General features: G+C 67.0%; 21 protein-coding genes. 12 read left to right on the top strand and 9 right to left on the bottom strand.

The features are described 5' to 3' along the window. Positions 1 to 2: 2 nt before the first annotated feature. Complete coding sequence (locus BR47_RS0125005) at positions 3 to 422, bottom strand: nuclear transport factor 2 family protein (RefSeq protein ID WP_029121153.1); 420 nt, start codon at positions 420 to 422, stop codon at positions 3 to 5. A gap of 110 nt (positions 423 to 532) precedes the next feature. Here BR47_RS0125005 and BR47_RS0125000 point away from each other — a divergent pair, with 110 nt between their 5' ends. The 4 genes from BR47_RS0125000 to BR47_RS0124985 are packed head-to-tail and all read left to right on the top strand — an operon-like array spanning position 533 to position 3,737. Continuing rightward, positions 533 to 1,093: a PadR family transcriptional regulator gene (locus BR47_RS0125000; RefSeq protein WP_029121152.1), complete on the top strand. Its 561-nt coding sequence runs from the start codon at positions 533 to 535 to the stop codon at positions 1,091 to 1,093. Positions 1,094 to 1,101: 8 nt separating this feature from the next. After that, positions 1,102 to 1,860: a helix-turn-helix domain-containing protein gene (locus BR47_RS0124995; RefSeq protein WP_029121151.1), complete on the top strand. Its 759-nt coding sequence runs from the start codon at positions 1,102 to 1,104 to the stop codon at positions 1,858 to 1,860. Between the two features lie 49 nt (positions 1,861 to 1,909). Then, positions 1,910 to 2,485 (top strand): class I SAM-dependent methyltransferase, encoded by a 576-nt coding sequence (locus BR47_RS0124990; protein ID WP_029121150.1) that lies wholly within the window; start codon positions 1,910 to 1,912, stop codon positions 2,483 to 2,485. A 40-nt stretch (positions 2,486 to 2,525) separates the two neighbouring features. Then, a complete protein-coding gene (locus tag BR47_RS0124985) occupies positions 2,526 to 3,737 on the top strand; it encodes a DUF7373 family lipoprotein (RefSeq protein WP_020099681.1) in 1,212 nt (403 codons plus the stop codon). Here BR47_RS0124985 and BR47_RS0124980 read toward each other — a convergent pair. Next, positions 3,727 to 4,242, bottom strand: a complete 516-nt coding sequence (locus BR47_RS0124980) for a hypothetical protein (RefSeq protein ID WP_029104801.1) — start codon at positions 4,240 to 4,242, stop codon at positions 3,727 to 3,729. The two genes, BR47_RS0124985 and BR47_RS0124980, sit on opposite strands and share 11 nt — an antisense overlap. Before the next feature lie 81 nt (positions 4,243 to 4,323). Between BR47_RS0124980 and BR47_RS0124975 the strand changes: the two genes are divergently transcribed. Beyond that, positions 4,324 to 5,994 (top strand): alpha-keto acid decarboxylase family protein, encoded by a 1,671-nt coding sequence (locus BR47_RS0124975; protein WP_020099679.1) that lies wholly within the window; start codon positions 4,324 to 4,326, stop codon positions 5,992 to 5,994. Between the two features lie 7 nt (positions 5,995 to 6,001). On the opposite strand, the gene BR47_RS0124970 is transcribed toward BR47_RS0124975, so the two are convergent. Continuing rightward, complete coding sequence (locus tag BR47_RS0124970) at positions 6,002 to 6,778, bottom strand: alpha/beta hydrolase family protein (RefSeq protein WP_029121149.1); 777 nt, start codon at positions 6,776 to 6,778, stop codon at positions 6,002 to 6,004. 155 nt (positions 6,779 to 6,933) lie between these two features. On the opposite strand from BR47_RS0124970, the gene BR47_RS0124965 reads away from it, so the two are divergent. Then, a complete protein-coding gene (locus BR47_RS0124965; protein WP_020099677.1) occupies positions 6,934 to 7,827 on the top strand; it encodes a mycobacterial-type methylenetetrahydrofolate reductase in 894 nt (297 codons plus the stop codon). 32 nt (positions 7,828 to 7,859) lie between these two features. Here BR47_RS0124965 and BR47_RS0124960 read toward each other — a convergent pair whose 3' ends face one another. Then, positions 7,860 to 8,321 (bottom strand): hypothetical protein, encoded by a 462-nt coding sequence (locus tag BR47_RS0124960; RefSeq protein ID WP_029121148.1) that lies wholly within the window; start codon positions 8,319 to 8,321, stop codon positions 7,860 to 7,862. A gap of 125 nt (positions 8,322 to 8,446) precedes the next feature. On the opposite strand from BR47_RS0124960, the gene BR47_RS0124955 reads away from it, so the two are divergent. Then, the gene (locus BR47_RS0124955; protein WP_029121147.1) at positions 8,447 to 8,965 is read left to right on the top strand and encodes a MarR family winged helix-turn-helix transcriptional regulator; all 519 of its coding nucleotides are present in this window, start codon (positions 8,447 to 8,449) and stop codon (positions 8,963 to 8,965) included. Here BR47_RS0124955 and BR47_RS0124950 read toward each other — a convergent pair. After that, positions 8,955 to 10,184, bottom strand: a complete 1,230-nt coding sequence (locus BR47_RS0124950) for an acyl-CoA dehydrogenase family protein (RefSeq protein WP_020099674.1) — start codon at positions 10,182 to 10,184, stop codon at positions 8,955 to 8,957. The genes BR47_RS0124955 and BR47_RS0124950 overlap by 11 nt on opposite strands. An 82-nt stretch (positions 10,185 to 10,266) precedes the next feature. Between BR47_RS0124950 and BR47_RS31390 the strand changes: the two genes are divergently transcribed. Continuing rightward, entirely contained in the window at positions 10,267 to 10,881 is a 615-nt protein-coding gene (locus BR47_RS31390) for a TetR/AcrR family transcriptional regulator (protein ID WP_036420135.1), read from the top strand. On the opposite strand, the gene BR47_RS31385 is transcribed toward BR47_RS31390, so the two are convergent. Then, the gene (locus BR47_RS31385; RefSeq protein WP_036427733.1) at positions 10,878 to 11,471 is read right to left on the bottom strand and encodes a TetR/AcrR family transcriptional regulator; all 594 of its coding nucleotides are present in this window, start codon (positions 11,469 to 11,471) and stop codon (positions 10,878 to 10,880) included. The two genes, BR47_RS31390 and BR47_RS31385, sit on opposite strands and share 4 nt — an antisense overlap. Positions 11,472 to 11,670: 199 nt before the next feature. Between BR47_RS31385 and BR47_RS0124935 the strand changes: the two genes are divergently transcribed. Next, positions 11,671 to 12,888: an oxygenase MpaB family protein gene (locus BR47_RS0124935; protein ID WP_029121146.1), complete on the top strand. Its 1,218-nt coding sequence runs from the start codon at positions 11,671 to 11,673 to the stop codon at positions 12,886 to 12,888. A 93-nt stretch (positions 12,889 to 12,981) separates the two neighbouring features. After that, entirely contained in the window at positions 12,982 to 16,878 is a 3,897-nt protein-coding gene (gene hrpA / locus BR47_RS0124930; protein WP_029121145.1) for an ATP-dependent RNA helicase HrpA, read from the top strand. 49 nt (positions 16,879 to 16,927) lie between these two features. On the opposite strand, the gene BR47_RS0124925 is transcribed toward hrpA, so the two are convergent. Both BR47_RS0124925 and BR47_RS0124920 read right to left on the bottom strand, forming a co-directional pair. Continuing rightward, the gene (locus tag BR47_RS0124925; RefSeq protein WP_029121144.1) at positions 16,928 to 18,028 is read right to left on the bottom strand and encodes a DUF1214 domain-containing protein; all 1,101 of its coding nucleotides are present in this window, start codon (positions 18,026 to 18,028) and stop codon (positions 16,928 to 16,930) included. Then, on the bottom strand, positions 18,025 to 18,600 hold the full coding sequence (locus BR47_RS0124920; protein ID WP_029121143.1) for a TetR/AcrR family transcriptional regulator: 576 nt from the start codon (positions 18,598 to 18,600) through the stop codon (positions 18,025 to 18,027). The genes BR47_RS0124925 and BR47_RS0124920 overlap by 4 nt, the downstream gene beginning before the upstream one ends. A 108-nt stretch (positions 18,601 to 18,708) precedes the next feature. Between BR47_RS0124920 and BR47_RS0124915 the strand changes: the two genes are divergently transcribed. Then, positions 18,709 to 19,872: a sulfotransferase family protein gene (locus BR47_RS0124915; RefSeq protein WP_231506775.1), complete on the top strand. Its 1,164-nt coding sequence runs from the start codon at positions 18,709 to 18,711 to the stop codon at positions 19,870 to 19,872. 9 nt (positions 19,873 to 19,881) lie between these two features. Here the strand turns inward: BR47_RS0124915 and BR47_RS0124910 are convergent, their stop codons facing one another. After that, positions 19,882 to 21,651: a CocE/NonD family hydrolase gene (locus tag BR47_RS0124910; RefSeq protein ID WP_036427738.1), complete on the bottom strand. Its 1,770-nt coding sequence runs from the start codon at positions 21,649 to 21,651 to the stop codon at positions 19,882 to 19,884. A 342-nt stretch (positions 21,652 to 21,993) separates the two neighbouring features. On the opposite strand from BR47_RS0124910, the gene BR47_RS0124905 reads away from it, so the two are divergent. Continuing rightward, complete coding sequence (locus BR47_RS0124905) at positions 21,994 to 22,719, top strand: Rv3717 family N-acetylmuramoyl-L-alanine amidase (protein WP_029121140.1); 726 nt, start codon at positions 21,994 to 21,996, stop codon at positions 22,717 to 22,719. Positions 22,720 to 22,809: the final 90 nt, after the last annotated feature.

Here is a 22,809-nt window from a genome sequence, read left to right as displayed (position 1 = left end):
GCTCACTGCTCCTTCGCGGCCATGGCGGCGATGGCTTCGGCGGCCTCGGCCTGGATCTGCGGGAACTGGGCGGCCATGGCCTCCGACAGGGCCTGCGCTCCGGACAGTGGCCGGACCATGACGGTGAACTCGTCGATCAGGCCCTCGTCGTTGACGTGGATGAAGTCGCATCCGTTGATCGTCTTGCCGCCGACCTTGGTCTCGAAAATCAAAGCATGGCTGTGGTTTTCGGGGTCATTGATCTCGCGGATGTAGCGGAAGTCCTCGAAAACCCGCATCACGCCGCGCAGGATGGCGGCGGTGATGGGCTTGCCCGGGTAGGGCTTGAAGGCGACGGGACTGGTGAACACCACGTCGTCGGCCAGACAGGCGGCCATGGCTTCGCCGTCGGCGGCCTCGACCGCCTTGCGGAATGCCTGCATCGCATACCTCGCATAGTCAATTTGTTGATTAGGTACCGGTGACGCTAGCGGGACAAGCGCGGCATGTCTATATGTGACTAATCACTTTGTTGACTATTAGACTCCTGGGCATGGCTCTGCGCGACGCCGTGTTGGCGGCCCTGCTCGACAGTGAGGCCTCGGGATATGACCTGGCCAAGGGCTTCGACGCGTCCGTCGCCAACTTCTGGATGGCCACCCCGCAACAGCTGTACCGCGAACTCGACCGGCTCGCGGCAGACGGGCTGATCGAGGCCCGCGTGGTCGAGCAGGAGCGCCGGCCCAACAAGCGGATGTTCACGCTCACCGAGGCAGGCCGCACCGCGGTGCATGACTTCACCGAAGCGACACCCAAGCCCCTGGCCATGCGCGACGACCTGTTGGTGCAGGTGTCCACCGTCGACAGTGGCAACGCGGCTGCCGTATGCGCCGGCCTGCGGGACCGAATCCAGTGGTCCACCAAACAACTCGAACTCTACGAACGGATTCGCAACCGAATCCTGGGCGGCCGCAGCGAGGCGGCGTTCCTCGCCGAGGCGGAGCGGGTGGGGCCCTATCTGACGCTGATGCGCGGGATCTCGTTCGAGCAGGAGAACCTGCGGTGGGCGCAGCAGGCGCTCGAGGTCATCGAGCGGCGCCAATCGCGGCGTTAACATCGGGTATGCCCGTCTGGGAGCTGGGTCCGGCGCAGATGATGGTCGTCGGCACCTTCGGCGACCTGGATGTTCATCACCATGCGGCAGTGCAGGTCGGGGTGGGGCTGACCGGGCCACTGACGGTCCGAACCGCCGGCGAGGCGTCCCGCAGCGGACACGTCGTGGTCATCGCCAGCGGCGCCGGCCACGCGGTGCGGTCGCAGCCCACCGATGTGACGTTGGCTCTGTATCTGGCGCCGCACACCTGGCCCGGGGCAGCGCTGCACGCCCTCAGCCAGAGCGAATCCGGTGACGGCATCTGGCTGCCGGCCGACCACCGGGCACTCGCACGGGCCGTGGCCGCCGCGTTCGACACCGCCCCCGAGTTGGCCGCCGCCACGCTGATCCAGCGTCTCTGCGGTGATCCGGGACAGCAGCCCGGGCTGCATCCGCAGCTGAAGCAGGCGATGGACCTGATCTACAGCGGCGCAACCGAATCCGTGGACCTGGCATCGATCGCGCACGAGGTCGCGGTGTCGCCGGACTACCTCGGCCGCCTGTGCCGGCAGCAGACCGGTGTCTCCTTCTCGGCGGCCACCCGCTGGGCGCGACTGCTTTCCGGGTTGAAACATCTCGCGGGCGGTGAGCAGGTCACCGACGCCGCGCATCTGGCCGGATTCGCCGACGGTTCCCATGCCAACCGGGTATGCCGTGAGATGACCGGAGCGGCGCCGTCCGAGATCGCCCGCGCGCTGCGGGATTCGACGGATCCGTCCAAGCGTTGACGGTGCAGGCGGTTCCATACTCGACGCACACTACGAGGAGGAGACCGCGATGCCGGTGATGTCCAAAGTCGAGCGGGCATTCTGCTGCGGCGCCATGTGGAGAACCACCACCCGAGCCGTGCTCGATATGCTGCCCACTGATCAGCTGGGCGAGCAGTTGCTCGAAATCGGTTCCGGCAGTGGCGCCATCGCCGAGGGGTTGTCGACCGCGCGTCCCGGGCTGGCCATCACCGCGACCGATCTGGACCCGGTCATGGTCGACGCCGCAGCGCACCGGCTGAAGGACAACCCGAACGTGACGGTGCAGAGCGCCGATGCGACCCGCCTGCCGTTCGCCGACGAGGCGTTCGATTCGGTGGTCAGTTGCCTGATGATGCACCACGTCATCGAATGGGAGGCCGCCGTCGCCGAGATCGCCCGGGTGCTCAAGCCCGGCGGGGTGTTCGTCGGTTACGACCTGACGCGGACACCGGTGGCCACGGTCGTGCACCGGGTGGACCGGTCGCCGTTCCGCTTGGTGAACCCCGATGAACTGGTTGCCGAAGGACGTCGCAACGGGCTGCGTATCGATACCAGTACCAAGGTGTTTGGGCATGTGATGCAGTTCAGTGCCGCGAAGACCTGACACTGAGTAGGTTGGTCTGCAGTCGGCAGGGGAGGGACGCATGCGGGGTCTGGTCAGCTGTGGAGCGGTGGTCGCGGTAGCGCTGCTGGCCGCGGGCTGTGGTGGCGGATCGACACAGTCGAGCCCGGCCACGTCATCTGCGAAGCCGGCGACGTCGACGACACCGCCGCCACCGCCGATCGTCGCCCCGGCGCAGCTGAAGCCGGGGAACTACCCGACCAAGCCGCATGAGCCCTACGGCACCGCGGGTGCCCCCGGGGCCGGCGCGAGGCTCGAGGCGCAACAGCTGGCCGGCTACGTGGTGGGACCCTGGCAGGTCGACAGCACGCTCATCGAGCCTTATCTGTCAACGTATTTCGTGCTCGACGAGCCCGGTCTGCTGGCCCAGTTCGGGCCCGAGAACATCGCGACCGCAGCCGGCAGGCACAACTTCATCGATGGGTTCGCCTCGGCGCGGGAGTCTGCGGCCAAGACGGTGCTGATCAACGGCGTACTGCGCTTTGCGTCGCCCGCTGATGCCACTGCCGCGGCCGGCGACATGAACGCGGCAGCCCTCCAGGTCAAGATCCGCGGCGCAGAGCCGAAAACCGTTGCCATTCCGGAGCATCCGGATGCGCTGGCGTCGACGTACGACGTCGACTCCCGCGGCACGAAGGTGACCACCGTGCGGTCCTTCACCGCGCACGGCCCCTATGTCCTGACGCAACTGGCGCAATCAACAGCCGGCCCGGATCCGGCCATCGCGTTGGTGGCCAAGGCGACAGGCGCCCAGGTCACCGCGATCGAGCCCTTCAAACCCGCGGCAGAGTTGCCGACCGTGCCGATCGATCCGACCGGGCTCCTGGCCTTGACGCTGCAGACCGAATCGCCACGCAATTCGCAGAACGCCGTCTACTCCGGCACCGGGGCCCTGCACTTCCAGAGCGACCCGGTCGCGTCGAGCAAGGTGTTCCAAGACAACGGGGTGACAGCGTTCGCGCGCGGCAAGACGAGCGTGTATCGGGCCAAGGACCCGGTGTCGGCGGTGAACGTGGCGAACACCTTCGGCAAAGAGGTGTCGGTGGACGGCACCGAGACCGCCGATCCGGTGCCGTCGCTGACGCTCAGCCGCTGCATCCTGCTGGCCAACCCGAAGCAGTTCTACTGTGTTGCGCCGGCAGGCGACTATGCCATCGAGGCGCGGGGCGCCGAGTTGAAGGATGTGCACGAACAGGTTGCCGCCCAATACATCCTGTTGACGGCTAAGCCTTAGCGGAGCCGTTCAGGGACACGCCGGTGGCCGACTGCAGCAGGCAGATGACGGTGCTGGGCAGCGGCGTGTGTCCGGTGCGATCCATGTTCGAGTCGATGAGATAGGTCGAGGTGTACCGGCTGCTCTGGCCGGCGTACTGCGTCAGGCCCGCGGCGCATTGCTGGTCGGCGACACCGGCGATGGCGTCGTTGACCGCGACATTGGCACGCAGGAATACCTCGGCGATGTGCGGGGCCGCGCAGTCCACGAGTGTGACCTCGACGACGCTCGGGTCGGTGGGTGGCGGTGAGTTCAGGCAGTCGCCCACCTGCAGGTCGACCCACTTGGCCTGCCGCGCATTCGGTTTCACCGGTACGACGGGCACCGGCGGCGGGAGCTGGGCTGCCGTTGTCGTGGGCGCGGTCGATGTGGTCGACGACGGTGCCGCTGACGTATTCGAACCACAGGCCGCGAGCAGCGACACCGCCGCGACCTGCCACACGAGCCGATGTGGGCGAACGGTCATGGCCGTCATGGTAGTGCTTGTGGGGCGGTGTCCGGGCTGGGACGGTTACCATCGCGGTACCAGCGACACCAGGAGGTCGGTATGCCCGAGTACACCGTCGGTGACTACCTGCTGGACCGGCTCGCTGAATTGGGTGTGACCGAGATTTTCGGTGTACCAGGTGATTTCAACCTGGAACTGCTCGATCATGTGATCGCGCACCGGGATGTCCGATGGGTCGGCAGCGCCAACGAACTCAACGCCGGCTACGCCGCCGACGGCTACGGCCGGCTGCGCGGCATGGCGGCGCTCATCACCACGTTCGGCGTCGGCGAGTTGTCCGCGGCGAACGCGATCGCGGGCAGTTACGCCGAGCATGTCCCGGTGGTGCACATCGTCGGCACGCCGTCCATTGACGTGCAAGGCTCGCGCCGGGTGATCCACCACTCGCTCGGTGATGGCGACTTCGACCACTTTCACCGCATCGCCCGCGAAATCACATGCGCACAAGCCAAACTCGTGCCGGCCACGGCCACCCGCGAGATCGACCGGGTGCTGTCCGAGGTGCACGAGCGCAAGCTGCCCGGCTACCTGATGCTGGCCACCGATGTCGCCCGGTTCCCCGTTGAACCGCCGACCGGACCGTTGCCGCGCTACACCAGCGGCACGAGCCCGCGGGCGCTCTCGCTGTTCACCGCGGCAGCCGCTCGTCTGATCGGCGAGCACCAGCTGACGGTGCTGGCCGACCTGCTGGTGCACCGACTGGAAGCCGTCCCGCAGCTGGAGGCACTGCTGGCGGCCGACGTCGTGCCGCACGCAACGCTGATGTGGGGTAAGAGCCTGGTCGATGAATCCGCACCGGAGTTCCTCGGCATCTACGCGGGTACCTCCAGCCAGGAGTCGGTTCGCCGGGCCATCGAAGAGGCCCCGGTGCTGGTGACCGCCGGGGTTCAGTTCACCGACATGGTGAGCGCATCGTTCACACAGCAGATCGACCCCGCGCGGACCATCGACATCGGACCCAACCAGAGCACCGTGGCCGGCGAAGTCTTTGCGCCACTGGACATGTCGGCCGCGCTCGAAGCGATCACCAGCATCCTGACGGCCCGGCCCACCCGGTCGCCCGCGGTACCGCAGCCGGTGCCCGACGCACCCGACCCGGTGCTCGAACCGGATCAGCCGCTCACCCAGAAGGCCCTGTGGGACAAGGTCTGTGGTGCGCTCACCCCGGGCAATGTGGTCCTGGCCGAGCAGGGGACGTCGTACTACGGCATGGCCCGGCACCGGCTACCCAGCGGCGTGGCGTTCATCGGCCAGCCGTTGTGGGCCTCCATCGGTTACACGCTGCCGGCCGCCCTCGGTGCGGGTCTGGCGGAGCGGGACCGTCGTCCGGTGTTGCTGATCGGCGACGGCGCCGCGCAGCTCACCATCCAGGAACTCGGCCAGTTTGGCCGCGAGGGTGTGCCCGCCGTGGTGATCCTGGTGAACAACGACGGTTACACCGTCGAACGCGCGATCCACGGTCCGGCCGCGCCGTACAACGACATCGTGACCTGGCGGTGGCGCGACATTCCGGCGGCGCTCGGTATCCCAAACCCGTTGTCCCACCGGGCGACAACCTGTGGTGAGTTGGAGGCCGCACTGGCCGACGCGGCTGCCCATCCGGACGACCTCGTCTTCATCGAAGCCGTCGTCACCGAACTGGATGTGCCGCCGCTGCTGGAGGAACTCGCCGCGGCCATCGCGAAGGCCAACAAGGCCGCCGGTAGCTGAAGGCGGGTTACCGCGGACGTGCCTTGTCCGGACCCAGGTAGGCGTCGGCCCAGGCGCCGATGATCCGTCCCGCCCGCTTGGCCTGTCCTGGCCCGGTGAGCAGGTGTTCGGTGCCCTCCAGCGAGACGAAGCTGCGCGGGTGACGGGCGGTGCGGAAGATCTCGCTGGCGTTCTCGATGCCCACGGTGTTGTCGGTGGGAGAGTGCAGGATCAGCAGCGGCAGGTGCAGTTCCTTGATCTTGGCGTGCAGCTTGGCCGCACGGACGTCCTCCACGAAGTCGCGCTTGAGCGTCAGCTCGCGCCCGCCGACCATCCACTGCGCACTGCCGTTCGCGAGCACGCAGTCGAGGATGTCGTCGTACTGCTTCTCGACGTGCGACGGGTCGATGGGCGCACCGACCGTCACCACCGCGCGGACGCCGGGCGCCTGCCGTGCCGCCGCCAGCACCGACGCCCCGCCGAACGAGTGGCCCACCAACAACGCCGACGGCGTGCCGCGCTCGGACATGAACTTGCATGCCTCGATGACGTCGTTGGTCTTGTGGGTGAAGGACCCGTCGCCCCAGTGGCCTTCCGAGTCGCCCAGGCCGATGGCGTCGAAGCGGAGCATTCCGATGCCATCGGAGGCCAGTTGCTTGCAGATGCGCGCCGCGGCAGGGGAGTCCTTGCCGAGCGTGAAGCCGTGGGAGAAGACGCCCCAGCCGCGCGGGGTGCCTTCGGGGAGGTCGATGATCCCGGCGAGCATGGGGCCGGTGGAACTCTGGAACTTGACGCGTTCAGCCACGGGACGGGTTTATCACGGCTGGCAAGCCGGACGTGGCCGATTCTTTGCTGGAGGCCATCGGTAGGGTGGAGGTTTCACGGGAAACACGACCTGCGGGTCGTAGCGGTCAGTGACGCCTGCGCCCCGTATGTAGTCCTGAGATCCGGAGCAGAGTCGTGACCCTGAACACCATCGCCTTCGAACTGGTCCCGCCCAATATTGAGCGCGGTCCCCAGTTTGCGGTCGACGAGGCGCACAAGGTGCTGCTCAACGCCGCGGCCGTCGGCCTCGAGGGCCGCATCCGGCACGTGATGATCCCCGGGATGATCGAGGAAGACGGCGACCGGCCCATCGAGATGAAGCCGAAGATGGACGTCCTCGACTTCTGGCAGTTGATGAAGCCCGAGCTGCCGGGCATCCGTGGGCTCTGCACCCAGGTGACGTCGTTCCTGGACGAGGACGCGCTCTCGAAGCGGCTGGCGGTGCTGCAGGAGGCGGACTTCGACGGCATCGCGTTCGTCGGCGTCCCGCGCACCATGAGCGACGGTGAGGGCGCCGGCGTGGCACCGACCGACGCGTTGACGATCTACCGCGATCAGGTGCCGAACCGCGGCGTCATCCTGATTCCGACGCGCGATGGCGAGCAGGGACGCTTCAACTTCAAGATCAACCAGGGCGCCACCTACGGGATGACCCAGTTGCTGTACTCGGACACGATCGTGGGCTTCCTGAAGGAGTTCGCTGCGACCACCGAGCACCGGCCTGAGATTCTGCTGTCGTTCGGGTTCGTCCCGAAGATGGAGTCGAAGGTCGGCCTGATCAACTGGCTGATCCAGGATCCGGGCAACCCGCTGGTCGCCGCCGAGCAGGAGTTCGTGTCGCGGCTGGCCGGCGAGGAGCCCGCGGCCAAGCGTGCGCTGATGCTCGACCTGTACAAGCGCGTCATCGATGGCGTCGGCGAGCTCGGCTTCCCGATCAGCATCCACTTGGAAGCCGCCTACGGCGTCTCCAAGCCGGCGTTCGAGACCTTCGCCGAGATGCTGGAGTACTGGGCGCCCGACAAGGGCTAGCCTCTCGCGCCGATACTTCGTTGTGGCGGAGCCTATTTCGAGGCTCCGGCCATTCCCCCGAACAACCGCCCAGCGTCGGCGGGTGTCAGTCCGCCGGGCATGGTCGGCATGCGGACCTCGGCGCGGCGGGCGGTGTCGCCCGGATCGTCGATGGAGTCCGACGTCTTACGAATCTGAGTCGCGGCCGGATCGACGGCGCCTCCGGTGTACTGCTGCGCGTTGATGGACACCGCCGGCTGAGACCTGGGGATGGCGCCGGGCGCCACGCGCCCGGCGGGTGTCATCGGCGCGGTGGACGTGCGGCCGGCATTGGTCTGTGCGCTGACGGAACTGGTCGGTTCGGGGCGGTCGATCACGGGGCCCGGGTGGGGACCTTTTGCCGCCGCCGGCGCGGCCATGGCGATGGACAGCGCCGACAACCCGATGGCGGTCCCTGTCACGAGGCGCGTGATGGAACGACGGAGCTCGGTGCCGGTGTGGTGGGTGGTGTTCATGGCGCTGCCCTTTCTAGATACTTGCTCAAACAAGTATCTTCTGGCAGCTATTCCAACTGGGGTTTCCTTGTCCTCCGGCCGAGGTAAGATGGTTAGACAACCAATGAGTTTCTGGGGGTGTGTCGATGGCGACGGACGGCGATGAAGATCGGGAGACGTGCGAGGCGATGGCATTGCCGACGGCGGCCCGCAGCGGCCCCGTCAGTCATGCGGTCTTTCAGCTCACCCGGCTGACGCGAACGATCATCGCGACGCTCCTGCGTCCCCTCGGTCTGTACCCGGGCCAGGAGCTGGTGATGATGTACCTGTGGGATCGCGGCCCGCTTCGTCAGACGGATCTGGTGCGACTCACCAGCTCCGATGCGCCGACGATGACCCGCATGATCCAGCGGCTGGAGCATGCCGGATTCGTCCGCCGCTTCCCGAGCCCCGAGGACAAGCGCGCCCATCTGATCGAGGCCACGCCGGCCAGCCGCGGACTGCGGGACCAGATCGAGGGTGTGTGGCGTGAGATCGAAGAGTTGACCGTCGGCGATCTGAGCGAGGCGGAACGGATGACCGTGCTGCGCGTCGTCCAGGGTCTGGAACATCGGCTTGCCGGCGCGGCGATGGGCTCGGCCGGCCGCGATCCGCTCAGCCCGTGATGTCGCGGCCGATCAGGTGGCGGGCGATGACCCACTGCAGAACTTCGTTGGCGCCTTCGAAGATTTCCAGGATCTTGGCGTCGCGGTAGATCTCCTCGAGTCGGTAGCTTTCGCCGGTCGCCGACACCCGCCGTGCGAACCCGTAGCCGCCGTGGATTTGGAGCGCGTCGCGGGCGAGGTCGTTGGCGAGCCGGGTCGCGTAGGACTTGGCCATGGATGCTTCCGGCTCGCCGGACCGGTCGCCGCGGTCGAGGCGGACGGCCGCCTTCTGGTACATCGAGCGGGCGGCTTCGAGTTCGGTGGCGCGTTCGGCCAATTTGTACTGCCAGTACTGCATCTCGCCGAGCTTGCGGCCGAACAGCTCTCGGCTCCGCAGCCGGGCCACCGCCAGGTCGAGTGCGATCTGGGCGACGCCGACACCGGCCGCGGCGATGCCGAGTCGCCCGGCCGCCAAGGACGCCAATGCCGTGGCCAAGCCGCGGCCGGGTTCGCCGAGCGCGTGGTCTGCCGGCACGGCGACGTTGTCGAAAACGATGTCGGCGGTGATCTGGCCGCGGTGACCCATCTTGAGATCCGGTTCACCGACCTGGACGCCGGGGCTGTGCATGTCGATCAGGAGCATGGTGGCGTTGTCGGTGTCACCGTCGCGGCACAGGATGCAAACCCAATCGGCGACAACCGAATTGGTGATCCACCGTTTGCGGCCCTTGACGACGAATCCGTCCGGGGTTCTCGTGGCGACGGTCTGCAGCGCGGTCGGCGTCAGATCGCTCGACGCGTCGGGTTCTGTTGTGGCGAAGGCGAACACGGCGTCGCCGTTGATGAGGCCAGGTAGGACCTGCGCGCGGATGTGGGGTTGGGCGAACGAGAGGGCGCGGGCGTTGAGGATGCACTGCCCGTCGTACACGCCGGCCAAGCTGGAGCTCTCGTAGGCGATTTCCTCGGTGACGATGCAGGTCGCCAGCATCGGGTGCTGCAGACCCGCGCCGAACGGCTGCTCGAACGGCACCGCGAAACAACCGGCGCCGGCAAGGCCCTTGAAGGCGGTCCACGGGAACGAGTCGACGGACTCCTCGCGTTGGGCGATCTCGCGGGCGACCGGTGCCAGGTGCGTGGCGACGGCGTCGCGGGCCATTGCCCGGACGTGCTGCACGTCGTCGGGCAGGAACACGTCGTGCCACATGCGATCGGCGGTCCGGGTGATGGATTCGGTGTCCATGCGCGTCCTCCTGCGTCGGTTGCGGCCGAGCGTAGGCAAATCCGGGCAAACTAGTCAACTCTGACTAGTTTATGATTTGATGATGACGCCACCTCGACGTGCACAACGCCGCGGCATCGCGGTGCAGGAACGCATCCTGGACGCTGCCGTGCGGGCGCTCGTCGAACACGGGTACGCGGGCACGTCGACGCTGCGCATCCAGCAGATGGCCGAGGTCAGTCGGGGAAGCCTGTTGCACCAATTCCCTTCGCGTGACGCCTTACTCGTCGCAGCAGTTCAGCACCTCGCCGAAGCGCGGTTCAATGAACTGAGCACGCGGACCGCGTGGCCGGACGATCCCGGGGAACGGATCCGTGCTGCCGTGATGACGATGTGGTCGACCTACCAGCAGGACTACTTCTGGGCGGCGACCGAATTGTGGCTTGCCGCAAGACATAACGCCGAGCTACGTGACAGCCTCGAGCAACAGGAGCGGGTTCTCTACCGCCAGGTCCGCACGGTGACCGATGCCATGTTCGGCGAGCCGCTGAACCAGCATCCCGACTACGCCCGCGTGCGCGAGACGCTCAACACCAGCATGCGCGGCGTGGCGCTCACCTACGCCTTCGATCGCCGGAATGCGTTGCGCGACCCGCATCTACCGGACTGGATCGCGCTCGCGGCATGTCTGTTGCCAGCGGATCCGGCCACAAGCTAGCGGGCTTCGGTCGTGATCTCGGACGTATCGTCCGGACGGCTGCGGATCATGCAGAACGCCACGAGAGCGGTCAGTTCGTCGAGGAATTCGTCGTGGTCGATGGAGGGGCGGTCGAGCACGTATCGAATGGTCAGATGCTCGACGGCACGGACCACCATCCAGATTCTCGTGTCGGGGTGGTTCGAATTCTGGTCGCGCAGCCGCAGGTGCGCGATCGCAAGCTCGCCGACCCGCTGTTCGAAGTCGGCGATCTTGTTTCCCAAGCCGAGTCTGGGAGTGTGTTCGATCAGCGCTCGCAGCATCTCTGGTTGATCCATCATCGCGTCGAGCAGGATCGCGATGACTTCCCGGAGCGAGCGGATGTCTTCGGGTTGGCCGACCTGCTCCACGAGGCGTGTGGTCACTGAGCGCAGGACCTGGTCTGTGTACGCGTCGATGATGGCCGCGACGATGGTGTCCTTGTTGGGAAAGTACTGATAGAGAGAACCGGGACTGATGCCGGCAACCTCCGCGATCCGATTTGTTGTAGCTGCGTCGTATCCGCGGTCGATCAGCACTTGCCGACCCGCCTCGAGTATGCGTTCGACCATCAAACGCGAGCGTTCCTGTCGCGGGGTACGTCGCGGGACCCTCGGTGTGCTGCTCATCGGGCACTCACGAAACGAATTGTATGCGAGTAAAAGCTCGTGTCAGCATTTTGGGCATGGCTTCATCGACCCGAGAACAACGACGTTCTGGCAGCTCCGGTGCCTCGCGGAATTGGCACCCGCACATCGACGGAGTGCGCCGATGACCGCACCCATTCCCGCTCGTCACCCTGAGGAGCCCCGCGGTGTCCCGGCTTTGGTGCGGTTGTTCGTGCTGCTGCTGGGTATTGGCAAGCCGAATGCCGAGCAGTGGGAGCACCTCGGTCAGCGGCTCACAGTCGGCGACGAGCCCGCCGACCGCCTTGTCGATTGGATGATGACCGCAGGCACGCAGCAGGCCCGGCCGTTGTTTGACCGGGCGCTGGCCGAGGGCATCGCTGGAGTGCCCGACGCGCCGGAACCGCTGCGGGAATTCTTTACCCAGATCGAGGAGACCCCGGACTGGGTGGACCTGGCCAAACTGCGTGTCGGTGCGCGCACGCTCCGCCGGGCCGGAGCTGACGGGATGTACGTCGCGCGTGACGTGTCACTTCTGGGGGGCTATCAGTTCTCTGGCTTCAACAAGACGCTGCTGCGCACCGGCGCGCTCGAGAAAGGTTCCAACAAGCGTTTCGCCGAGACCATGCAGTGGGCGCTGGATGTCATTGCCGATGGTGGACTGGAGCCGCTCGGCGTCGGTTACCGGTCCACGGTCCGGGTGCGGTTGATCCACGCTTTCGTGCGTCGCCATGTCGCGGCAATGCCGGACTGGCGGGCGGATGAGTGGGGTGTGCCGGTCAACCAGACCGATATGGCCGCCACGCTTGTCGGTGCACTCATTGCTCCGCCCGCCGCAGCGATCGGGATGGGATTTGTGTTCTCGCCGAACGAACTCGAGGGTGTTGCGCATCTGACCCGCTATGTCGGGTGGCTGATCGGTGTCCACGACGAGTGGCTGCCGCGCAGCTTCCGTGACGGGGTTCGCGTCCTGTACCACACGCTCACTGCTTTGGCTGCGCCCGATGAATCAACCAAACAGTTGGCGATGCCGATGGCTCAGGATCCACTGGCCTGGCATTACCGCGTACTGCCGAGCCTGCGACGCCGCGTCGCACAGGCACAGCACCTGTCGGTCACCAGTGGGTTCCTGGGACCCCGCGCAATGCAAAACCTCGGCCTGACCTACGTGCCGCCGTGGTACCCGGTGCTGCGCATCCCGGTGAACCTGACGCGCAGTGTGGCTGCCCTGGTTCTTCCTGGTGGCATGGATCGAGCTGACGTGTGTGGACAGCGCGAGCAAGAAGCGTTGCTACGCACCATGATCGGCGACACCACGACAACAATCGGAGAATCAGCCGCGCACGTCAGCCGCGTTGCCTGAGCGGGCACGCTGCCGCGAATTCGTCAACTGCTGTGGTCCTCGATCTCTACAGCCGAACGACCGTGCTGCAGGCCACCACCTATCCTGGGACTGGTGTCCGACCTTCAGCTGCGCGAACTGCGTGATCGTCTGGATGGTCTGACCATCCGTGACGCCGCGCGGCTGGAGCGTCGGCTGAAGAATCTGCGGGGCGACAATCCCGAGAAGATCGCCGAACAGATCGCGGCCGCGGAAGGGGTGATCGCCAGCCGCCTCGCGGCTGTTCCTGCGATCACCTATCCCGACCTGCCGGTCACCGACCGTCGAGGTGAGATCGCCAAGGCCATCACCGACAACCAGGTGGTGATCGTCGCCGGCGAGACCGGCTCGGGCAAGACGACGCAGCTGCCCAAGATCTGTCTCGAGCTCGGCAGGGGCATCCGCGGCACCATCGGGCACACCCAGCCACGGCGGCTGGCCGCGCGCACGGTGGCGCAGCGCATCGCCGACGAAACCGGCACGGCACTGGGCGGGGCCATCGGCTACACGGTGCGGTTCACCGATCAGGCCAGCGACTCGACCCTGGTCAAACTGATGACCGATGGCATTCTGCTCGCCGAGATTCAGAGGGACCGGCGGCTGCTGCGGTACGACACGCTGATCCTCGACGAGGCGCACGAACGCAGCCTCAACATCGACTTCCTGCTCGGGTATCTGCGCGAGTTGCTGCCGCGTCGTCCGGACCTGAAGGTCATCGTGACGTCGGCGACCATCGAGCCCGAGCGATTCGCCAAACACTTCTATGACGCGCCGATCGTCGAGGTCTCCGGCCGCACGTACCCCGTCGAAATCCGTTACCGGCCACTGGAAGTACCGGTTGCGGTGGACGACAGTGATGACCCGGACGACCCGGACCACGAGATCGTCCGCACCGAGCCGCGCGACCAGACCGAGGCCATCGTCGACGCGGTGCGCGAACTGGAATCCGAGCCGGCGGGCGATGTGCTGGTCTTCCTGTCCGGTGAGCGCGAAATCCGGGACACCGCAGAGGCTTTGCGGGACGCATTGTCGGGTGACACCTTCCCGACCGAGATCCTGCCGCTGTACGCCCGGTTGCCGACCGCGGACCAGCAGAAGGTCTTCACCGCCAAGCCGGGTGGGCCGCGCCGGATCGTGTTGGCCACCAACGTCGCCGAGACCTCGCTGACCGTGCCGGGCATTCGGTACGTCGTCGACCCCGGCACAGCGCGCATCTCCCGCTACAGCCGGCGGACCAAGGTGCAGCGGCTGCCGATCGAACCGATCTCGCAGGCGTCGGCCGCACAGCGGTCCGGCCGGTCGGGCCGTACCGCACCCGGTGTGTGCATCCGGTTGTACTCGGAAGAGGACTTCGCGAGCCGACCTCGGTACACCGACCCCGAGATCCTGCGTACCAACCTGGGCGCGGTCATCCTGCAGATGGCGGCGCTGGGGCTCGGTGACATCGAGGCGTTCCCGTTCCTGGACCCGCCGGATGCGCGCAGCATTCGCGACGGCATCCAATTGCTCCAGGAATTGGGCGCTTTCGACGCGAAGGGCGCCATCACCGACGTCGGTCGCCGGCTGGCCCGCCTGCCGCTGGACCCGCGCGTCGGCCGGATGATCCTGCAAGCCGACACCGAAGGCTGCGTACGTGAGGTGCTGATTCTGGCCGCCGCACTGTCGATCCCGGATCCGCGGGAGCGGCCGTCCGACCGGGAAGAGGCCGCGCGGCAGAAGCACGCACGCTTCGCTGACGAGCATTCGGACTTCATCTCCTATCTGAACTTGTGGAACTACCTGCGCGAGCAGCGGAACCAGTTGTCCGGCAGCGCCTTCCGCCGGATGTGCCGCGACGAATTCCTGCACTACCTGCGGATTCGGGAATGGCAGGACCTGGTCGGCCAATTGCGCAGCATCGCCGGTGATCTCGGTATCCGGGAGTCGGGCGACGACGCCGACCCGCTGCGCATCCACACCGCGCTGACCGCCGGGCTGTTGTCGCACGTCGGGTTGCGGGAAGGTGAGACGCGCGACTACCAGGGCGCCCGCAACTCGCGATTCGTGCTGGCGCCGGGGTCTGTGCTGACGAAGAAGCCGCCGCGGTGGATCGTCGTCGCAGATCTGGTGGAGACGAGTCGGCTGTTCGGCCGTATCGCGGCGCGCATCGAACCGGAGACCGTCGAGCGGGTCGCCGGAGATCTGTTGCAGCGTACCTTCAGTGAGCCGCACTGGGATGCCCGCCGGGGTGCGGTCATGGCGTTCGAGCGGGTGACGCTGTACGGGCTGCCGCTGGTGCCGCGCCGTCGGGTCGGGTACGCGCAGGTGGATCCCGTGGTCGCGCGCGAGCTGTTCATCCGGCACGCGCTGGTAGAAGGTGACTGGCAGACGCGGCACCACTTCTTCCGCGACAACACGCGCCTGCGAACTGAACTGGAAGAGCTGGAGGAGCGCGCCCGGCGCCGGGATCTGCTGGCCGGCGATGACGAGGTCTACGCCTTCTACGACCAGCGGGTCCCCGAAAGCGCGGTGTCGGCACGGCATTTCGACGCCTGGTGGAAGAAGCAGCGGCATGTGACGCCGGACTTGCTGACCATGACGCGCGACGACCTGCTGCGCACCGACACCGACGCCGACCAGCCCGACACCTGGCAGACCGGCGACCTGTCGCTGCCGTTGAGCTACCGGTTCGAGCCTGGCGCTGCCGACGACGGTGTGACGGTACACGTTCCGGTCGAGGTGCTGGCCCGGCTCGGCGGCGACGGTTTCGCGTGGCAGGTGCCCGCGCTGCGGGAAGAGTTGGTCACCGCGCTGATCAAATCGTTGCCCAAGGACCTGCGCCGCAATTTCGTGCCCGCGCCCGACACCGCGCGGGCGGTGCTGCCGGACCTCCATCCGGGAGACGGCTCACTGCTCGAGGAGCTGCAGCGTGAATTGCGTAGGCGCAGCGGCATTCTGGTGCCGATCGACGCCTTCGACCTGAGCAAGATTCCGGACCACCTGCGGGTCACCTTCGCCGTCGAGAAAGACGGCACCGAGGTGGCGCGCGGCAAGGACCTGGGTGCGCTGCACGACAAGTTGGCCGGGTCGGTGCGCCAGGCGGTCGCCGGCGCCGTTGCAGGCGATCTGCAACGTACCGGCCTCAAGGCCTGGCCGGACGACCTCGCCGAGCTGCCCCGCACCGTGGAGAGCTCGGCAGGCGGCCACACCGTGCGCGGATTCCCGGCGTTCGTGGATACCGGTGCGGCAGTCGATATCCGGGTATTTCCGACGGCGGCCGAGCAGGCCGCGGCCATGGGTCCCGGGCTGCGACGGTTGCTGCGGCTCGCGGCGCCATCACCGGTCAAGGCTGCCGAGCGCGGTCTCAATCCCCGCGCGCGCCTGTCGCTGTCGAGCAATCCTGACGGCAGCCTGGCTGCGCTGCTCGAAGACTGTGCCGACGCAGCGGTGCGGGTGTTGGCGCCCAAGTCGGTGTGGACCGCGGTGGACTTCACGGCGCTGCGCGATACCGTCGCAGCCAAGCTGGTCCCGACGACGCTCGACGTCGTCGGCCGCGTCGAGCGCGTGCTGACCGCCGCGCACGCAGCGCAGGTTGCATTGCCCGACAAGCCTTCTGCGCTCCAGGCCGACGCCGTCGCCGATATCCGCGCGCAGTTGGCCCGGCTGCTGCCGGTGGGATTCGTCGCGGCGACGGGCGTGACCCACTTGGCCGACCTGACCCGCTACCTGACGGCCATCGGCCGACGCTTGGAGCGCCTGCCGCAGGCGCCGGCGGCAGACCGGGAACGGATGGACCGCGTCCACGCCGTCGAGGACGCATACGACGAACTGCGGCAAGCGCTTTCGCCGCTGCGCTGCCAAGGTGAGGACGTCCGCGACATCGCCCGGCAGATCGAGGAACTCCGCGTCAGCCTGTGGGCCCAGCAGTTGGGCACCCCACGGCCGGTCAGCGAGCAGCGGATCTACCGGGCCATCGACGCCGTCGTCCCGTGATTTGTGCACGATTTTCCGCGGTCGGCGCGGAAAATCGTGCACAAATCCCTCAGGAAGGTGACGTGGGGGCGTCGGTGATCTTGACGAGCTGCACCTCGGGACGGTCCGGCACCAGGTCTGTCAGGAACCAGCGGAACGCCAGGTTGCCCACCGGATAGTCGAGCGTGGTCAGCGAATTCGGATGCGCGGTGGTGCCGCGGGACAGGACGACCGTCACCGTGCCATCGGAGTTGGGCACCGCGCTGTAGCCGTTGAGTGAGCTCCGCGCGTCACTGGCACCGGGGGTGGCCATGAACTGGTTCCACACCACCAGGTTCCAGAACCGGCAGGCCGGCGGACGGTGGGTGATGACCAGGGCTTCGTCCTCGGCGAGCACGAAGCTGCCGTATGAATAGCAGGCGTCGCGCGCCGACCAGCCGAAGTTGGCGTCCGGCACCTGATAAGGTGCGGCGAATTCATTGGCCCGATGGGCGGTTTCGTGTCCGAGGCTGGCCTCGTCGACGGCTCGGGTGCCCACCGGCATCGGCATGATGGCGAACAGCGTCCGGATCCAGGTGGCGCTGGACCGCAGCGCGGCGGCCGTCGCGGCGTCGCTGTGCCGGAATGGTCCCGGGGGATCGAGTGCCTCGATGTTCCAGGTGACCGGACGCCCCGTCGTCGGATCGGCCTGGTAGTCGCGGGTGAGGAAGACGGCCGCGTCGGGCAGGGGTCCGAGCTCGAAGGAGAAGTTGCCGTCGGCGTCGAATTCGATGTCGCTGTCACGGATTATCGCGACGACGCGGTTGGACCAGGCGCCGGGCGAGGGCTCGTTGTACGCGGTCAGCGAGAGGTAGACGCTGTCGCCCTTGTTGCCGAAGATTCGGTATTTGCGCTCCGGGTCGACGGGGCACATGTGGTAGTAGGCGTCGGTGTTGTCGCCGCCCCAGCGGCGGTCGTGCCGCGTCGGGGTGTTGACGGCGACGAACTGCGGCCGACCCGGCTCGGGGAACAGATAGCAGTCGAGGGCGACGCCGAGTCCGGTCGCGAGCATCCGGTAACCGTCGGCGATCTGGCGGTCGTCGGTGACGGCGCGCGGGCCCTCCAGGAAGGAGGTGTCGAGCTCGCGAAGCGTGTCGAGGAGTTCCCGCCATGCGGCAGCGGATTCGGTCATGCGCCAATACCTTTCAGGATCAGTGTGGTGTTGCGGTCTATCCAGTCGTCATCGGGGGCGGTGCTCCGCGTGAGCGCGGCGAGCAGGGCGATGCCGGTGATGACCTCGGTCAGGTCGGTGGCGTTGACGTCGGCGCGGAGTTCCCCGCGGGCCGCGGCGGCATCGAGGCGGGCGTGCAATCCGGGACCCAGCGCGTCGGCGAATCGATCCAGCAGCGCGTTGTGCAGGGTGGCGTCGGCGGTCATCTCGCCGAGCAGTCCGGGGAGCGCGGCGCGGGCCGCCGGGGTGCTGAGCACCGCCACGGTGCCGCGGACCATGGCCCGGACATCGCCTTCGAGAGAGCCGGTGTCGGGCAGTTCCGTGGCGACACCGGCGGGGAATGCGGCCTCGTGGACGAGGTGGGCCTTGCTGGGCCAGCGCCGGTAGATCGCCGGCTTGCTGGTGCCGGCCTGCTTGGCGATGGCGTCCACGGACAGTGCGGCATAACCGACTTCGCCGAGGAGCTGCACGGTCGCGTCCAGTACGGCGTCGTCGATGCGCCGATCACGGGGTCTACCAAGTTCTTTCGCCATTACGAAACTCATAGTAACATAAGTAGTGTGACTGACACCACAGACGTTGTCCGGCTCGATGACCTGGCCTGTCCGACCTTCACGGCCGAGGCGCAGCAGTTCCGCGACATGATGACGATGATGGCGGCGGACTGTCCGCTCGACGCGGACGCGCTGCACGCCAAGGCGAGCGCCGACACCGGCCTCGACGACTTCGGCGCCACCGACTACCGCGAACGCCTCGAGTTGCTGCTGGGCGCGCTCCGGCAGATCGACGGCCTCAACGGCCCCGGCATCGTGAACTTCTACGGCCAACTGCTGCAGCTGTTGAAGAATCGGCTGCTGCTCACCGATTTGTTGAAGCGACACCCCGAGATTCACGACATCGAACTGCTGCCCCCGGTGGTGATCGTCGGGCTGCCGCGCACCGGGACCACGCACCTGCACAACCTGCTGGCCGCCGCCGGAACCTTCCGGACCCTGCCGTACTGGGAGTCGATGGAGCCGTTCCCGCTGGCGTCCGAGGCCGGTATCGAGCCGGACCCGCGGCGCACCCGGATGGACGTCGCGGTCAACGTGATGAACATCGTCATGCCGCATTTCCCGCTGATGCACGAGATGACCACCGACCACGTGCACGAGGAAATCCAGTTGCTGGCCAACGACTTTTCCACGATGTACTTCGAGACGCTGGCCGACGTGCCCGCGTGGCGCGACTACTACGAATCCCATGACCAGACGCCGCACTACCGGCACATGGTGACCCAGCTCAAGGCCCTGCAGTTCCTGCGCGGCGGCCGGCGCTGGCTGCTCAAGTCGCCGCAGCATCTCGAGCAGCTGCCGGTGCTCAATGCCGAATTACCCGGTGTGGTCGGCGTTTTCACGCACCGCGATCCGGTTCCGGTGGTGTTGTCGATGATCGCGATGCTCACCTACTCGGCGCGTATGCATCGCAGCCCGGTTCCCGTCGAATACATCGCGTCGTACTGGGTGCAGCGACTGGAGCACATGCTTGCCGGGCTGGTCCGGGACCGGGACATCATCGGCCGGGACCGCTCCATCGACATCCGCTTCGACGATTTCATGGCCGACGATCTCGGCGCCGCGGAGAGCGTCTTCGCCCTTGCGGAGGAACAACTTTCCGATGTCGAGCGCACCGCGATGGCGGACTACCTCGCCGGCCACCAGCGCGGCCGGCTGGGCCGGGTCGACACGTCGTGCGAGATGTTCGGCCTCGACCCCGACGACCTGAAGACCCGCTTCGCGCCCTACACGCAGCGCTTCCTGGCGTAGTCTCTCGCGCTACGACTGCTGCATCGTGGCCGGGTCGGCCAACGGCACCACGAGGTGCGAAGCGTGTACGCCCCCTTGGGAAATCCGATACGTCCCGCCTGCCAGTGCTGTCCGCTGCGGGCGGGTCGGCACCAGATGCGGGAAGTCGTACGTCGTCAGCGTCAGCCGCAACCGGTGACCCGGGGCGAGGAGCGCCGCGGTCGGGAACACCTCGATGTCGTAGCGAGTCAATTCACCGGGCACGACGGGCTCGGCGGCAGCCTTGGTGCTGATGTGTTGCGGCCGTAGCACGGTGCCGTCGGGCAGGAGCCAGCTGGCCTCGGGGTCGAGGGCACGATGCGACCCGAGGAGCGCGCCCTGTGTCAGCGGCCGGCTGACACCGTCCGGGGAGACGTCGTCCAGGTGCGCCACCCACAGGGTTTCGGTGCGGTCGGCGGTGGCGTAGATCGTGAGGCCTACCGGACCGGCGAGCAGCTGTTCGGTGTCGAACGCCTCGCTGGTGTAGGTCAGTGCGTCGCGCTGCAGCCGGGAGTTGTCCTGGTCGTACCGGACGCTGCGGCCCGTTTGCGACACCATGAAACTGCCCATACCGAGGCTCCACTGCTCGAGGCTGCGTCCGGAAACCGGTCCGCGAGAGAGGTATTGGAGCGTGGCGGTCGACTCGTCGGCCGACGGGGTGGCATGCAGGCCGCCGCCCAGGCCCAGGTACAGCCGCGTCGGGGTGGCCTCCGGGAACGGATAGGCATTGGTGCGGAACCACTTCGGGCTGCCGATCGCCTGGAACCGTACCGGCGCATCGGTGACGGCCGCGGTGTCGTCGTCTTTGAGCCAGCGGTTGAACCAGCGCAACTGCAAGGCCTGCAGATGCTGCCCGTCGAGATCCGAGACGTGATACCAGGGACCGGCCATGAGCTGGAACTTGTCGGAGACGGGCTGGTCGGCGGTCATGGCTGCGTCGGCGGGACGGCCGGCGAACGTGTTCTGCAACGCCGCATAGTTCAAGGGCGCGCCGCGCTGGAACGCGTCATGCCAGCCGGCCACCAGGAACACCGCGACGCCGTTCTCGGCGATCTTCGGCACCACGTCCGCGGGGCGCATGGTGTCCCAGAACGTGCCGTCGAATGCGGTGTCGCCGCCACCGATGGCGTCCTTGATCAGGCTCTTGAAATAGCTGCGCTGGTCGCGGCCGCGCTGACGCACCGCGGAAATGCCACCGGCCCTGGGCCTTTCATGGCTACCGCGATGGGCGAACTCCAGTGCCGGGTTGATCATGTTCAGCAGCGAGTAAGTGGCACCGTAGGCGCGAACCGTACGCATGTGCGGGACGCCGCCCATGGTGACGACGTCGCGGTAGAAATCGTTGGCGGCCATCGCCGGGAAGATCGCCTTCAACGGCGAGCCGGGACCCACCGCGGCGGCCGTCATGAGTTGGTTGATGGCCAGATACGAGATGCCGAACATGCCGACGCGGCCATTCGAATTGGGCAGCGTCGCAGCCCAATTCACCAGGTCGACGCCGTCCTGCACCTGCTCGGGCCCGAGCATCTCGAAAGACCCGCCCGAAACTCCGGTGCCCCGCACGTCGGCCATCACCTCGATGTAGCCACGACGGATCAGGTACGGCGTTGCGCCACCACCGATCTGGGCGGCCGGCGGGGGCGCCTTCTTGCCGTACGGCGTCATCGAGAGCAGTACGGGGAAAGGGCCGGCAGCAGGCTCGCCCGTCGCCGGGTCGGTCGGATAGTGGATATCCACCCGTAGCGAGATGCCGTCGCTCATCGGCACTGCCACGTTGTGGTGCACTCCGACGCCGTACTGCGCCGGCGGGGCTTCCCAGGACGGCAAAAGTGGCGATGGGCTGGTCTTGCGGGTGCGTGCGGCCGCCCAGCCTGCCATGGCCTTGATCCGTGCGCCGACGCCTGCTGTCTCGACATTCGTCTCCACGCCTCGACCGTACGCCGAACCCGAAAGAAGTTATTGCTTCGTGACGGAACCGTGTCAGGGCGCTCGGGGGTGTTCCCAGTCTCGGTCCGTAGCATCCGATCAGTGACCAGTAGCCCGTGTGAAAGAGACGACGCAGGTAAGGGCGTCGGCTGCATCTCGCGCCGAAGCATGCTGAGAATGGCTGCTGCGGCGCCGGTTCTGGTCGGTATGCCTGCCGTTGTGTCGTCGCTGACAGCGCCAACGTCCAATGCGCAGACTCTCGCGGGTTCCATCGTGTTCCTCGACCCGGGCCACAACGGGGCCAACGACGCGTCGATCACCAAGCAGGTGCCCACCGGCCGCGGCGGTACCAAGGACTGCCAGACCAGTGGCACCTCGACCAATGCAGGTTTTCCCGAGCACACCTTCACGTGGAATGTGGTGCTACTCATCCGGCAAGAGCTCATCAATGCCGGAGTGCAGGTGGGTTTGTCCAGGGACAACGACAATGCGGTGGCTGCGTGTGTGGACCAGCGGGCGGCGATGGCGAACGCCATGCGACCCAATGCCGTTGTGTCGATTCACGCCGACGGCGGTCCCGCCGGCGGCCACGGCTTCCATGTCAACTACTCCGCGCCCCCGCTCAACCAGGTGCAGGCGGGACCATCTGTCAGGTTCGCGCAGATCATGCGCGACCAGTTGGTGGCGGGGGGCCTGACGCCGGCCACGTACATCGGCAGCAACGGTCTGTACGGCCGGGCCGACCTGACCGGCCTGAACCTGGCGCAGTACCCGTCGATCCTGGTCGAGTGCGGCAACATGAAGAACCCCCAGGATGCCGCACTGATGTCGTCTCAGCAGGGTCAGCAGGCCATCGCCAACGCTGTTGCGCGGGGCATCGCCGCATTCATCCAGGCCAGCTAGCTGTACTGACCACGGACGTTAGGTACGGCGTGGCGTGGTGACATGAAGAAGACCTCCGAGTGAAGTGCGAGCTGTCTAGGAACGCACCAA

It is taken from the genome of Mycobacterium sp. UNC410CL29Cvi84 (assembly GCF_000686745.1).
GTDB classification, from domain to species: Bacteria; Actinomycetota; Actinomycetes; order Mycobacteriales; family Mycobacteriaceae; genus Mycobacterium; species Mycobacterium mucogenicum_B.
The sequence above is the reverse complement of the archived record's forward strand: the minus strand, read 5'-3'. Positions and strand labels throughout refer to the sequence as shown.